The following is a 14751-nucleotide window of genomic DNA, read 5'->3' as shown; positions in this document are numbered from 1 at the left end:
CAATCACTCATGTGCATCAGGTTGCACATGAGGCGCGCCGACCTGGATAAAAATGAGACACCCACGTGACCATGCCCTTGTGGTTAACCGTTAATACGCGCAAATTATTTGATATTTTTCCTGGCATGATCAATGCTCTCTCTGATTATCCAACAATGAACTCCGTATAAAAAAGGAGCACTATCATGCTTTTCTTCGCCCTTATTGGGTAATGGCGACATCCCTGGACGCGCTCGTTCATGGCCGGTGATGATGATCACGAAAGTGGTCAAATTTTACGACAACGTCGTGTGCCGCAAATTCACGCGAGTATTCGTAGCACTAGGGGATATTCATGAATAGTCAACGAACTTCCACAGGACAGATATGAACGAACACGATCCTGTTAAGTTAATCCAAGACGAGAACGCTGCGCGAGCATACTTTCTGAATATTTTCTGGCCGGAAGGAGTAACGTCATGCCTGCGATGTGGCCACAAAAAGATATACTCCTTGCGCAGGATGCGATATCGATGCCGTCAATGCGCTTACGAATTCCACGGCTTCTCTGGACTTCAACTGAACAGCTTACGGATACCCCTTCGCAAGTGGGCTGCGGTACTGCACTGTTTCGAGCAGGAGTATACAGCGGTGCGCACGGCGGAGGAAGCCAAACTCTGCTATCCCACGACGCTCAAGGCCTTTGCAATTATCCGGCGGGCGATTTTCGTCGATGTGTTGCTTCGGAAGTTCGGTCGTGGAGCAGAGGAAAAGAACATCGCTTTTGGCGCAGTTCTCCCGGCTGGGGCAGTGCTTGGCGTCAATCTGGAGAAAGGTATCGCGAGGATAGAGGAAGCACGGAACTACTGGCCGGGCATGACCGAACGGCTACCTATGCAGTCAATCCGCTATGGGGGGATATGCATAGCCTCATCTTCCCACACCTATGATTTGCTGCTATATGAAACAAATAAAACATATTTGCTCCCCCAAGACACTGCCTCTTCGACATGGGAGAATGGCTCTGATGAGCTTTCTCTTTTCGTTCAGTTTCTGAAGACGCGGCTCCTCAAGAAGCGACGGTTGGGGATCGGCGCATTTCCGTTGACGGTCTCAGAGATCATTTTCCGATACAACAACATCGGAACACCTCTTTTCAAAAATCTTGCCGAGCTTCTCGCGGCCCAGGTGGAAGATGATTTATAATACCACCCGTATTGCCCTTGCCATTTATCTTTGCTAACCATGATTCTTATCTTTATCCCAGACATTCTAATCGCCCAGGATGCCCCATGATCAAACAACTTTCCCGGGTCGCCCGCAAAGGTTCGCTGCTGTCCTGGAGCCTCATCGCTTTCGTTCTGATTCTCTGCGCAGAGACAAGCGTCTTCGCTCAGGACATGGACCTGCCCTCGCTTATCAGCGAGGCTCTGAACAACAATCCCGAGCTCGCCGCAGGGCAGGCCAGGGTGACCTCCGCCAGGCACCGCATTCCGCAATCAAAGGCCTTGCCGGACCCCACGATCTCGGCTGGATACACCAACGTCGGCTCGAGCTATTATACCTTCGGAAAGTATGACGACGCCCTGTGGGCCTTCGGCGTTTCCCAGACGGTCCCCTTCCCCGGCAAGCTGATACAGAAGGGCAAGGTGGCCGAAAAGGAGATGGAGACCCTGGGCTTGCAGTTCCATGCCCTGCGCTTGGCAACCGCCGCGCGCGTGAAGGAGCTGTATTACGACCTGTTCGCCGCGCACCGCACCATGGAAATCCTTGCGGACAAGGCCAAGCTCCTCGATCAGGTGGAGAAGGCCGCCCTGGCCAGATACGCCTCCGGCATGGGCGACCAGCGGGACGCGATCATGGCCCAGACCGAGAAGTACATGCTGCTGGAGAAGATGGAGATGATCCGTCAGCGGCTCTCCACGCTGGAAGGGATGCTCAACGCCATCCTCGGCAGGGATGTGAAGTCTCCCTTGGGAAAACCCGGGGAACCGTCCAAGACCCTCTACAAGAGAAGCCTCGACGACCTCCTGGTGAAGGCGTCCTTTGATTCGCCGGAAACCAAGGCCCGCATGAAGAAAGTCGAGAAAGCCCAGGCCAAGGTGTCACAGGCCAAAGCGGAGTTCGTGCCGGACGTGACTCTTTCCGCCGGGTATGCCCAGAAGGGGTACAGGGCCACTCAGGAGCCGTATGTGGCTACCGGGGCTGGGCCGGACGGCGGGGACGTCACCGGGTCCCCCGGATACCGCCAGCGCTGGATCGACATGTGGAGCGCCAGCGTCTCCATGACAGTTCCGATCTTTTTTTTCGTCAAGCAGGCCGAGGGGCTGAAGGAATCCCGTTCCGATCTGGCAGAATCCCAATATGACCTCGAGGCGGGCAAGAACATGATAGCTTCCTCCATTCGGGAGAACTACTCCATGCTCCAGTCCGCCGAACGCCTGAGCGAGTTGTTCGTTTCCGGAACTCTTCCCAAAAGCCGCCAGGATTTCCAGCTGGTCATGGCCGGGTACGCGGCGGGCAAGGGAGATATTTATGCCGTGGTCTCCCGGCTGAAGAACGTGCTGGACTATGAGGTGCAGTACTGGGCGCAGCTGGCGGAAAAGCAGAAGGCCGTGGCCCGCCTGGAAGCGCTGGCGGGCATCACCGACGGCCTGACGCTGCCCAAGCCAATGGAAGACGCCAAGAGCGGACGCAAGGACGCCATGGCCGAGGAACAGCACGCCAACTCCAATATGAAATGAGGTGGATCATGAAAACGAAAACGATGCTTCTTTCGATTACGGCCGCTTTTCTCTTCGTTCTGGGCTCGATGACCGTGCTTTCCGGTTTCAGCATGGCCCAGGCCCATACGTCCCAGGGCAACCAGCCCGGCTCCGGGCATTCGCACCAGATGTCGCCCGAGCAGATGAAGCAAATGACTCCCACGGATATACGCCAGATGACTCCTGAGCAGGTCCATCAGATGACACCGGAGCAGATGAGGCAGCTGACGCCCGAGCAGATCCGCCAGATGACGCCGGAGCAAATGAAGCAAATGACCCCGGAACAGATGAAGTTGATGTCCCCTGAACAGATGAAGGCCATGCCGTCCGAGCATATGCAGCACGGAGCGCCTGGACAGATGCAGCAGACTCCGGCTGGGCAGATGAAGGAGATGACTCCCGAACAGATGCAGCAGATGAACCAGGGCAAGCAGTAGGTCCGCAACAACCAAGCACGGAGAGGTGGCATGCAGGCTTTGACCATGACCGCGAAATCGGCGTTGACGGCCTGGAAGCTGGCGGCATTTTTGCTTGCCATCCTGGCCCTGCCCCATGGGTCTTTGGCCCAATCCGGCGGTCAGGGGAGCATGGCGCAAAAGCCGTCTGCCCCGGCCGCGACAGACCACTCCGCCCACCAGCCTGCAACACCTGCGCCTCAAGCCTCGCCCGGGAGCGACCATGCCGGGCACGGCCCGGCCCCGGCCGCCCCGGTCGCCCCGGCCGTTCCCATGCCCCCCATGGCCATGATCACCCCGGAGCAGGCCAAGATCATCGGCGTGACCGTGACCAAGGCCGAACTGAGGCCCTTCAAGGTGTTCATCCGGGGCACGGGCCGGGTGGCCCCGGACGAAACCAGACTGGCTACCGTGACCACCAAGACCGAGGGCTTCATCGAGCGCCTTCTGGCGAATCATACCGGGCAGGAAGTCAGGAAAGGCCAGCCTCTGGTGGAACTCTACAGTCCCGAGGTCTACGCCGTGCAGCTCGAATACCTGAACCTGCTGCGCTGGAAGAATGCCAGCGTGAAAACCCCGGAGGGTTCCTCCGGCGAGTTCGCGGGCCTTGTCGCATCCGACAGCCGGGATCTGCTCACCGCCGCCCGGCAACGCCTGACGCTCCTGGACGCGGGGGGGCTGGCCTCCCAACTGGAGAAGACCGGCAAGCCCTCCAGGACCTACGCCTTGACCAGCCCGGTGAACGGCTTCGTAATCGCCCGCCAGGCCACTTTGGGCATGCGGGTCATGCCCGGGGAGAAGCTCTACGACCTGGCCGACCTGAGCACGGTCTGGGTCCTTGCCGACGTGTACGAGGAAAACCTGCCCTATTTCCGTGAGGGGCAGACGGCTTTGATCACCCTGACCGGCGTGGGCGGCCCGCCCCTCACCGCCAAGGTGGCCCAAATCTATCCGGTGATCGCCGGGGACACCCGGACCGTCAGGGTGCGCTTCGTGTTGCAAAATCCCAAGGGCCTGCTCAAACCGGAAATGTATGCTGAAATCCAGATGGGATCGGACCTGGGCAACCGTCTGGCCGTGCCCGAGTCGGCCATCATCGACACGGGACTCCGTAAGGTGGTGTATTTCGAGTCAAGCCCCAACAATTTCGAACCCCGCGACGTGGTGACCGGCATGCGCTCCGGGGGATTCGTGGAGATCGTCTCTGGCCTGGCCCCAGGGACGAACGTGGCCGCGTCGGCCAATTTCCTCCTGGACGCCGAGACGCGCCTCAAGGGTTCCGGCGGCGGCACCGGGCATCAACACTAACCCGGGGCAGTCATGATCATCCAGAACATCATCGGCTTTTCCGGCCGCAACAAACTCCTCATCTTCCTCATGTGCTTAGTACTGGGTATCTGGGGCACATGGGCCATGCGCAACGCGCCTTTGGACGCCATCCCGGACCTCTCGGACCCTCAGGTAATCATCTACACCGAGTGGCAGGGCCGAAGCCCAGACTTGGTGGAAGACCAGGTCACCTACCCCATAGTCACCTCGCTCCTGGCCGCTCCGGGAGTCACCGCCGTGCGCGGCTTCTCCTTCCTGGGGTCGTCGTTCATCTACGTGATCTTCAAGGAGGGAACGGACATTTACTGGGCGCGCTCGCGCGTGCTGGAATACCTGCAGTCCGTGCGCGCCAAGATTCCCGCCGACGTGAACCCCGTGCTCGGGCCGGACGCCACCAGCCTGGGCTGGGGTTTCTCCTACGCCCTGGTGGACAAGACCGGGAAGCTCGATCTGGCGAAGCTGCGTTCCCTGCAAGACTGGAACGTGAAACTGGCCCTGGAGAGCGTGCCCGGAGTGTCCGAAGTGGCTTCTCTTGGCGGCTATGTGAAGCAGTACCAGATCACCGTGGACCCAAGGCGGCTTTTCACCTATGGCCTGCCCCTGCAAAAAGTCCTGGAAGCGGTGCGCCAAAGCAACAACGACGTGGAGGGCCGGGTTCTGGAGATGTCCGGGGTGGAATATATGGTGCGTGGCCGGGGCTACGTGCGCGGCCTCTCCGACCTGGAAACCATCGCCGTGGGCACGGACAACCGGGGAACGCCCATCTATCTCAAGGATGTGGCCTCGGTGAGCCTGGGTCCCGAGATGCGCCGGGGCGTGGCGGACCTGAACGGCCAGGGGGAAGTTGCCGGAGGCATCGTGGTGGTGCGATTCGGCGAGAACGTGTTGGCGGTCATCGACAGGGTCAAGGCCAAGATCGCAGAGATCGGGCCGTCGCTCCCTCCCGGCGTCACGGTGGAAGTCACCTATGACCGCTCGGACCTCATCCACCGCGCCATCTCCACCCTCACTGAAGAAATCGTCAAGCTCACCATCGCTGTGAGCGCGGTGTGTGTCGTGTTCCTCTTCCATCTGCCCAGCGCCCTGGTGATCATCCTCACACTGCCGCTGGCCATTATCATTTCGTTCATCTGCATGAACGCCCTGGGCGTGACTTCCAACATCATGAGCCTGTCGGGCATCGCCATCGCCATCGGGGCCATGGTGGACGCGGCCATCATCATGGTGGAGAACGCCCACAAGAAGCTTGAGGACTGGGAGCACGAAGGCCGCCCCGGTTCGCGTGCCCAGGTGATACTGGAGGCCGCCCAGGAAGTCGGGCCTTCCTTGTTCTTCTCCCTGCTGGTGATCACCGTTGGCTTCCTGCCGGTGTTCACGCTTCAGGGCCAAGCCGGTCGCCTGTTCAAACCCCTGGCCTACACCAAAACCTTCGCCATGCTCTTTTCCGCCTTCCTGGCCATCACCCTGACGCCGATGCTCATGATGCTCTTCATCAGAGGCAAAGTGCGCCCCGAGGATAAGAACCCCCTGAGCCGCATCCTGCGCGTGCTCTACCATCCCTTCGTGGTGCTGGCCCTGCGCTTCAAGAAGACGGTCATCCTGCTGGCCCTGCTGGTGATGGCCGGAACCGTCTGGCCGGTCATGCGCCTAGGGTCTGAGTTCATGCCCCCCCTGTACGAGGGCACGCTGTTCTACATGCCCGTGACCATGCCCGGCATCGCCATTTCCGAGGCCGCCAAGCTCCTCAAGCTTCAGGATTCCATCATCGCCTCCGTGCCCGAGGTGTCCCAGGTCTTCGGCAAGGCCGGAAGAGCTGGGACGGCCACGGACCCGGCACCCATGGAAATGTTCGAGACGGTCATCAATCTCAAGCCCGAATCCCAGTGGCGTCCGGGCATGACCGTGGAGAAGCTCAAGGCGGACCTGAACACCAGATTGAACATTCCCGGCGTGGTGAACGCCTTCACCATGCCCATCAAGGCCCGGGTGGACATGCTCTCCACGGGCATCCGCACCCCGGTGGGCATAAAAATCCTGGGGCCGGACCTGGCCGTGATCGAGGGGATCGGCACCCAACTCGAAAACGTGGTCAAAACCGTGCCCCACACCCTGTCCGTGTTCGCGGACAAGGTGAACACCGGCTATTACCTGGACATCAGGGTGAAGCGACAGGCCATCGCGCGCTACGGGCTCTCCGTGGCCGAGGTGCAGGACATCATCGAATCAGCCATCGGCGGGCGCAATCTCACCACCACCATCGAGGGCCGGGAGCGCTATCCCGTGAACGTGCGCTACCCTCGCGACCTGCGCCAGGACGTGGACACCATCAAGGCCATGCTTGTTCCCGTCGGGGGAGCGGGCGAGGACCCCAAGCCCGCAATGGGCTCCTTCCCGGGGCCGCGCAGGCTCCTGCAGGTTCCCCTCGGGGAGTTGGCGGACATCAGGGTGACCAACGGCCCCTCCATGATAAAAAGCGAGGGCGGGCTGCCCACGGCCTATGTCTACATCGATTTCTCGGGCACGGACGTGGGCGGCTACGTGAACAGCCTCAAGAGGGCCGTGGAGGCCGCCGTCCAACTTCCGGCGGGCTACCGCCTGGTGTGGAGCGGCGAGTACGAGAACCTGGTCAGCACCCAGGAGCGGCTGGAAATGGTCATCCCTCTAACCATTTTCATCATCTTCATGTTGCTCTACTTCAACACCAAGTCTTTCCCGGCCACCTGCATCGTGCTGCTGGCCGTACCCTTCTCCCTGGTGGGCTCGTTCTGGCTGCTGTATCTCTTGGGCTACAACCTGAGCATCGCGGTGTGGGTGGGTATCATCGCCCTGGCGGGCCTGGACGCGGAAACGGGGGTGGTCATGCTTCTGTACCTGCAACTGGCTCACAAGGAGTGGCAGGACAAGGGCCTCCTCAAAACTCGGTCGGACCTGAATGACGCCGTGATGCACGGCGCAGTGAAGCGTATCCGGCCCAAAATCATGACCGTGGCCGTGATCCTGGCGGGCCTTTTGCCGGTGATGTTCTCCACCGGAGCGGGCTCGGACGTGATGAAGCGCATCGCCGCCCCCATGATCGGCGGCGTGGTGACCTCCACCATATTGGAACTGATCCTTTACCCGGCCATCTTCGCGCTGTGGAAAGGGATGTCATTGCCAAGACAACGTGAAGATAATGCAGATGAGGAAACATAACACAAGAACCATTCTATCCTCATTGATGCTATGCACACTTTCGGCCTAGCTTTACAACAGGCGTTATTTAAAAATGTGTTTATGGCACGGAGTCATTCCATGATAGATGAAGCCAAAAAAGGAGTTCTTGAAGAAGGACTGCTTATTAACGAGAAATGGGAGATTATTTCTCATATCGCCACTGGCGGAAAGGGGGAAGTTTACCTTGCAAATCAGCGCGGTTTGGATCGTAAGGTAGCCCTTAAGGTCATATCCAAAGCCTACCTTGAAAGCCTTGAGGACGATCATGAAGGTGTGGCTGCGGAAACTGAGCGATTTCGCCGGGAGGTTAAAATTCTTGCTCACATGCGACACCCCAACATCATCCAGGTATTTGACTTTGACCAAGTCGAAATTGATACAAATATATTCGAATACATTGTAATGGAGTATGTTGCCGGGTCGGACCTGTCCATGACTTATCCGGAATCAGGCCTGGGGCAGGAAGAGGCACCTGTAAAAAAGTGGATTCACAAGTACTATCTGCCAATCCTGCATGGGGTAGAAGCGGTTCACGTCAAAGGAATAATACACCGCGACCTAAAGCCTGGCAACGTACTCATTGCAGATGATACTCCAAAAATAGTCGATTTCGGATTGGCTGGCGGCCAGATGATCGACTCCGTGACACGAAGTTGCGACATCATCGGCAGTCTCCCGTATATGCCCGAGGAACAACTGTATGGCCTGTCCCACCTGGATGTCCGCTCCGACATATTTGCCTTGGGTCGAATGCTCTTTGAAGCCATCTCAGGATCGCTCCTAAAATCCAAGGCTTCACCGTTCCAAACGGTAGGCCTGAATACCCCTAGCACGCCTTTTTTCAAACGCCTTGATCGGATTATGCGACAAGCCACCGCGAAAGATCAGAACAAGCGAACTCCCTCAGCTAAGGCATTACGCGAATCACTTGAGGAACTGTTGAAAGATGTCCCAGGTACGAAACGAAATCACACTGTTCGTCTCTGGATTGGTGTAGCACTTTTGTCAGTGGCATTGCTGGCGGGAGGAGCTATTTATCATTACCATTACATGATGCCAGAACCTCACGTCGAGGTTTTTTCTCCCGTTCCGGACATCACCCCGCCTCGCAGTGAAATCGAGCCATCAAAAGGGGATACTGTTCCCCTGGATCAGAGCACACTATCCAATCAGGACGCTGCCGTGCCAAGAGAAATCGTAGGTAAAGAAGGGGCGTCCCTTGTGTTAGTGGTTGGCGGAAATGTCGACATGATAGATGACGCAGCTAAACATACTACTATCGAAGTCAAACCATTCTACATGGACAAGATGCCAATAACTAACTATCAATATGTTGAATTCTTGCGCAAAAACAAAGAACGACTGGATGTCAGAGGCAAGACTGTTTATGGAGACGGTAAATTATGGTTATTGCTCGGAGAGGTCTTAGAAGGATACGAACCCATTGCGTACAAAAAAGGCAAGTTCATTCTCAAGCCCGAGGCAGCCGCTAGCCCCATAGTCCGTGTCACAGCCATAGGCGCATCCGCGTATGCCAGCAATTATGGCAGGAGAATCCCCAGCATGGCGGAGTGGCGGCTTGCCCAAACGGAATCAGAAAAAGCCATGATACGCCCACCTGAGTCTGCCCCATCCGCTACAGGCCCGACACTCGCGCTTGAACCCGGTTCCGCCCTAAAAAGCCTGTCGTCGGCTCCCTTTCCGCTATCGGAAAATGCTGCCAATCGTTTCCAAATCACAGGATTGGGGGCAAGGGTGAACGAATGGACCACTTATCAGTCCCAACCCGGAATTCTTGAGTATCACGTCCTCGGAGGCACCGGTTTTCAGTCATCAGCCAAGGATCATTACGAACGTCAGCCCTGGGAAGCATTCCCGAACGTTAGTTTCCGGACAGTTATTAACCCCTAGGACGCATCCGTACGTGATACATATGGATATACATGGAGAAACAAACAAAGGACTGACTCGAAAACGCAACGAAGACAGGTTTATCGTTCGTGCGCTTGAAAACAACATGTATTTACTGGCGGTTGCCGACGGCATGGGGGGGGAAGCGGCAGGAGATATTGCCGCTCAAATTCTAGTGGATGTATTAAGCAGGATGCCGTCAAATCCGAATGTTGCAGCCATGGCACTGTCCAATGCTTTCAAAGAAGCCAACACTGAGGTAATTAATAAAGCAAATAACGATACAGCTACGCTTGGGATGGGAACGACAGCGACAGCAATTATCTTGAACAAGGGGGAAGTGACTTATTCCCATGTAGGAGACAGCAGGCTATATCACTACCATAATGGTCATATCATAAAAATCACCGAGGATCACACCCTGGTACAACGACTCGTCGACGGAGGAGTTGTAGACATAACTGAGTCTCGGAAGCATCCACTACGCCATATACTCGAACAATGCATAGGGTGCGATGACTTCTCGATCGACACAGGAGTCTTTTATGTCCAGCCAGACGACGTTCTTCTTCTATGTAGCGATGGCCTCACAAATGAATTAGACGACCGTATAATTGAAACAATACTTGGAGAAAATGAGGATGCTTCCAGCATGGCGAGTAATCTCATAGCGCAGGCACTGCTATATGGCGGAAGAGACAATGTAACAGCAATTGTCGCAATAGCTTAGTGCACCATTATGCATTTATAATTTTCTGAAATTGAATTATTTAAACTCATGCATCCCACGCAAACAACCTCACATGTTCGGCTTTACATCTCACCACGTGCTCAAATATCTCGCTTATAACAGATATTTCAGTCTGAAGCTATGCGACTGATTACGCGGAACAAGATCGATCATGTCGTGGTATACAGTGCCATAACCACCGAAACAGTCACATGGTGGCAAGTACCGAACGATCACCCCGTTGAGCTGAGACTTGGGTCCTGCGCGTTGGCTGTCCACCTATGCTTCAATGTCATTTCGCAAGAGTTCCAAACTGCAAGTCGGCCTTGCGATCCCACTACCAGAACTACTGCCGAAGGCCTTGCCCCCTTCTTTGAATTTCTCTTGCCCCCGAGCGGCATTACGCTGATTAAGCACACGGGCATTGTTTACCATGATTTCAACAATTGTTGAAGAAAGTGCAGTTTACAACCGAAGCAAGTCGACACAACTTCTTTAGTCATTTGCGTCTGCCACCCCATACCGCTGCAACTTGGCGTGTAGTGTTTTCCTTGTGATGCCAAGTCTCCGTGCGGCCTCGCTCTTGTTGCCCTCGGCGGCATCAAGCGCATCCAGGATGGCGATGCGTTCGACTCCCTCCAAAGTCATGTTGGAAAAGCCAGGCTCTGGACATTGACCGCCATCCTGTGCCTGAATGATCACCGGGGGCAGTTCCCTTTCGGTCACATACTCGCCAACCAGAAGCACCACGGCACGTTCCACGGCATTTTCCAACTCACGCACGTTTCCAGGCCATGAATACTTGAGCAGCTTGTCCATGGCTCCAGGGGTGAACCCTTTCACTTGTTTGCCGTTCTTGATCGCGAACTTGTTCAGAAAATGCATTGTCAATAAAGGGATATCCTCCACGCGCTCGCGCAAGGGGGGGAGTGCCAGCGAGACAACGTTCAGGCGATAGTAGAGGTCTTGACGGAAGCGGCCCGCCTCCACCTCTTCCTTGAGGTCACGGTTGGTGGCGGCCAAGATGCGCACGTCTACCTTGATGGTCTGGTCGCCGCCCACCCGCTGGATTTCCCGTTCCTGGATGGCACGCAGGAGCTTGACCTGCATGGCCAGCGGCATCTCCCCTATCTCGTCAAGGAAAATGGTGCCTTTGTCGGCGACCAGAAAACGCCCTTCGCGTCTTTTTTCCGCCCCCGTAAAAGCTCCTTTCTCATGCCCGAAGAGTTCTGATTCCAGGAGGGTTTCGGTAAGGGCAGCGCAGTTCACCGCCACGTAAGGGCCTTTACGGCGCTGGCTGTTGGTGTGGATGGCCCTGGCGATGAGTTCCTTGCCCGTGCCAGACTCGCCCGTGACGAGAACCGTGGCCTCGGAAGGGGCGACGGCGGCCAGCAACTCCATGAGTTGGCGCATAGATGGACTCTGCCCGATGATGCCGCCCTGATCGAAAGTTGCCGACAGAGTATCCCTCAGAGCCTTGTTTTCATCGCGCAGGGAGGCGTGGTCCAACGCCCGGTCCAGGGTCAACCGGAGATCGTCGAAATCCAGAGGTTTGGTCAGGTAGTCGTAGGCTCCGGCCTTGATGGCCTCCACGGCCGTCTCCACATTGGAGTAGGCGGTCATGATCAGGATGGGGATGGCCGGATTGTAGGCCTTGATCTCCTTGAGGGCCTCGATGCCGGACATCCCGGCCATGCGCACGTCCATGAGGATTAGGTCGAAGGGACGTTCCCTGCAAAGGGCCACTGCGGCCTCGCCGTCCTCAGCGCCCTCCAGGCGGTAGCCCCAGTCAGCGAGCAACGTCAGCAGCATGTTGCGGTGGCCGGGATCATCGTCCACCACCAAAAGTCTGGTCTTGGATGGTTTTGCCATGCGTGTCTCCTACGCCATCCTTGCCAAGGGCAGCAGGATGGTAAAAACGGTTCCCTTGCCGGGCTGGCTCTCAACCTTGATCTCGCCGCCGTGCCCTTCCACTATCCTGTGTACGATGGCTAAACCCAGACCCGTCCCGGAGGGTTTGGAGGTGAAATATGGGTTGAAGATATCGGAGAGCACCTCCGGGGCCATTCCTTTCCCCGTGTCCGCGATGCGAACGCTCACCCTGCCCGATGCGCTTTCGATCGATGTGGAAACTTCCAGCACGCCCCCCGGATCCATGGCCTGGACCGCGTTCAGGAACAAATTGAGCAGGGCCTGAGTGAGCCTTTCCGAGTCGATGGGGATCTGCGTCAGGGAGTCGTTGCGGGAGAAACGCGTAGCAATACCCTTGGCCGATGCGTCCGAGCTGGCCAAGCGCAAAGTACGTTCGATGACCTGGTTGATGTCTTCGACCTTGAGTTTCATTTCACCCGGGCGCGCGAACTCCAGAAGTTCCGAAACCACTCGGTTCAGCCTGTCCACCTCCTGGATCATCATCTTGGCGGCGTCCTTGTCCGGGCCTTCGCCTTTGATCTTGCTCGCAAGATACGTGGCAAAGCCCTTAATGGAACTGAGCGGATTACGGATTTCATGGGCCACGCCCGCAGCCAAGTTGCCCAGAGCGGTAAGGCGCTCGTTGCGCCGCACTTGCTCCTGAAGTCGCCGGACTTCCCCTAGGTCGCGTAGGATGAAGAGGTGTCCCAGGAACAGCCCCTCTTCGTTGACAATGCGAGACGCGCTCAGGCTTACTGGCGCTTTCCTTCCACGGCTGGCTGCCAGTTCCACCTCTCGTTCGAGCACGGCCTCGTCCCCTGCCAGGGCCGCGATGATCGGTTCCCACTCCAGGCTACCAAGGCCTCGGAGCGGCATTCCGAGTAAGTTCCCGCGCTCGATTCCCAACATGGCCGAGGCGGCGGCATTCGCCAATTTGATCTTCCCATCTGTATCACTAGTCAGGAGCCCCACGGGAAGGCTGGTGACCACCTCTGAGGCAAAGGCCCGCGTATCCTGGAGTTGGCGGCGCGAGAGCCTGTAGTTCTGCGCCCAGAACAGTGAGACGAAACCGCCTAGCCCCAGAAAAGCCACCAACATCGCAATGACCATGGTGTTGCGGAAATCCTCTGCCAGGGCTTCCTCAAAGGGCTTGATGTCAAGGCCCACGAAAACGAGTGTGTTGCCGTTTGTTCTGGCAAAGGGCATGGCCGAACCTTGCCGCCCCATCCCCCCAACTCCGCAATCCGGACAATCGCCCCAGGAGGAATGTCCCATGCCGTGCATGCCATGTTGGTACTCCTGAGCAGGTGCGAAGATTTTATACACTTCGAAGATTTTCTCCGCCGCGCTTTCGTTGATCCGCCAAGCGGACTGCTCGGAAGCACCCAATCGGGCCACATCCTCACCTTCGTGAATGAGCGCGCCGATCCTGGTGGGGTCATTGTGAGCCAGGATGCGGCCCTTGCCGTCCACGACCGCCAGATAGGCAATCCCCGGCTGCTTGGCGGTCTCCTCCACCAGCGCCTGGAGCTGGCGGCTCCCGCCTTGAAACCCCATCCAGGTCCGTGTTCCGGCCTCCACAGCCCAAATCAGCGCATCGGCACGGTCCACGAGGTTCTGGGACATATGCCGCTTTTCTCGCTGCGTATTCCTGGCGGCCAACACGGCAATGGCCACGCCGAGAATTATGGCCCCTCCCACGATCAACCATGGGGAGTGCTGAAGGACGAAGCTGCGGCGTGGGGAAAAACCTGAACGCAAGCTTGGCATGACAAGTTCCTCTTCGTTTCAAGTTACTGCGAGAACCTGTAACTATTTTACACGCCATGTCTAGTGAGAAGTGGATACTTCCGGGATGCACAAGCACGTCCAGGGAGCCTACCGACTTGGTGACAAAAAACTAAAGTCAATTATTTTATATAAATAAATACAATATTCCGTGTTGGCACGCCATTTGCCCTACTGGTGACATCTCGCGTTGAACCGAAACAGGGAACGCAAGGAGGCTCATCATGAATAAGGTTCTTCTGGCTGTCGCGGCTCTTCTGCTGGTCGCCTCGTGCGCTCCGTACCAGTACGGGGGCGGCCCCGGCTGGTACGGGGGCGGTCCGGGCTGGAACTGCTCGGGCGGATACTGGGGCGGTTACGGATACAGTGCCCCTTCACAGTACGGTTCTTACGGCGGGTACGGCTGGTAGGAGGGATACAATATGTGGGGTTGTAACTATATTCCCTATGCGTCCGGCTGGAACGGATGGATTCCGATGGTGTTCTGGTTGTTGATTCTGGGCGGAATCGCCCTCCTGGCCTTCAAGGCGCTCTGCGGGAAACCTAGGAACGGCAACCAGGATGCCGACAGAAACGATTCGCTGGCAATCCTGAAGACCAGGCTGGCCAGGGGCGAAATCAACATGGACGAATACAACACGCTCAAGAGCGTGCTGTAGTAAATATGGAG

Annotated in this window: 11 protein-coding genes and 1 pseudogene; 10 read left to right on the top strand and 2 right to left on the bottom strand. The window is 57.0% G+C overall.

Translation table 11 applies throughout. The annotated features are described in order from the left end of the window. Window positions 1–366 precede the first annotated feature (366 nt). The 8 genes and pseudogenes from G453_RS29180 to G453_RS27250 all read left to right on the top strand — a co-directional run. A pseudogene (locus G453_RS29180) lies at window positions 367–519 on the top strand (transposase); the annotation flags it as partial. Between the two features lie 111 nt (window positions 520–630). Further along, entirely contained in the window at window positions 631–1185 is a 555-nt protein-coding gene (locus tag G453_RS0113120; protein ID WP_027191435.1) for a hypothetical protein, read from the top strand. Between the two features lie 86 nt (window positions 1186–1271). Next, complete coding sequence (locus G453_RS0113115) at window positions 1272–2723, top strand: TolC family protein (RefSeq protein ID WP_027191434.1); 1452 nt, start codon at window positions 1272–1274, stop codon at window positions 2721–2723. An 8-nt stretch (window positions 2724–2731) separates the two neighbouring features. Then, complete coding sequence (locus G453_RS0113110; protein ID WP_156920914.1) at window positions 2732–3181, top strand: hypothetical protein; 450 nt, start codon at window positions 2732–2734, stop codon at window positions 3179–3181. Window positions 3182–3211: 30 nt separating this feature from the next. Beyond that, window positions 3212–4507, top strand: a complete 1296-nt coding sequence (locus tag G453_RS23970; protein ID WP_051272402.1) for an efflux RND transporter periplasmic adaptor subunit — start codon at window positions 3212–3214, stop codon at window positions 4505–4507. Between the two features lie 12 nt (window positions 4508–4519). Next, window positions 4520–7720, top strand: coding sequence for an efflux RND transporter permease subunit (locus tag G453_RS0113100; protein WP_043645708.1), 3201 nt, complete (start codon window positions 4520–4522; stop codon window positions 7718–7720). Window positions 7721–7819: 99 nt separating this feature from the next. Beyond that, window positions 7820–9652 carry a bifunctional serine/threonine-protein kinase/formylglycine-generating enzyme family protein gene (locus G453_RS0113095; protein WP_027191431.1) on the top strand — a complete coding sequence of 611 codons (1833 nt, stop codon included), beginning with the start codon at window positions 7820–7822 and terminating at the stop codon, window positions 9650–9652. A 22-nt stretch (window positions 9653–9674) separates the two neighbouring features. Further along, window positions 9675–10382 (top strand): PP2C family protein-serine/threonine phosphatase, encoded by a 708-nt coding sequence (locus G453_RS27250; RefSeq protein ID WP_084502316.1) that lies wholly within the window; start codon window positions 9675–9677, stop codon window positions 10380–10382. A 495-nt stretch (window positions 10383–10877) separates the two neighbouring features. On the opposite strand, the gene G453_RS0113085 is transcribed toward G453_RS27250, so the two are convergent. Together G453_RS0113085 and G453_RS0113080 are read right to left on the bottom strand one after the other, a co-directional pair. After that, window positions 10878–12254: a sigma-54-dependent transcriptional regulator gene (locus G453_RS0113085; RefSeq protein ID WP_027191430.1), complete on the bottom strand. Its 1377-nt coding sequence runs from the start codon at window positions 12252–12254 to the stop codon at window positions 10878–10880. A 9-nt stretch (window positions 12255–12263) separates the two neighbouring features. Then, window positions 12264–14063 carry an ATP-binding protein gene (locus tag G453_RS0113080; RefSeq protein ID WP_043645704.1) on the bottom strand — a complete coding sequence of 600 codons (1800 nt, stop codon included), beginning with the start codon at window positions 14061–14063 and terminating at the stop codon, window positions 12264–12266. Between the two features lie 242 nt (window positions 14064–14305). Here G453_RS0113080 and G453_RS23965 point away from each other — a divergent pair, with 242 nt between their 5' ends. Together G453_RS23965 and G453_RS0113070 are read left to right on the top strand one after the other, a co-directional pair. Then, a complete protein-coding gene (locus G453_RS23965; RefSeq protein WP_043645701.1) occupies window positions 14306–14491 on the top strand; it encodes a hypothetical protein in 186 nt (61 codons plus the stop codon). Between the two features lie 12 nt (window positions 14492–14503). Next, window positions 14504–14740, top strand: coding sequence for an SHOCT domain-containing protein (locus tag G453_RS0113070; protein WP_051272401.1), 237 nt, complete (start codon window positions 14504–14506; stop codon window positions 14738–14740). The last annotated feature ends 11 nt before the right edge of the window (window positions 14741–14751 follow it).

The organism is Fundidesulfovibrio putealis DSM 16056 (assembly GCF_000429325.1).
GTDB classification, from domain to species: domain Bacteria; phylum Desulfobacterota; class Desulfovibrionia; order Desulfovibrionales; family Desulfovibrionaceae; genus Fundidesulfovibrio; species Fundidesulfovibrio putealis.
The sequence above is the reverse complement of the archived record's forward strand: the minus strand, read 5'-3'. Positions and strand labels throughout refer to the sequence as shown.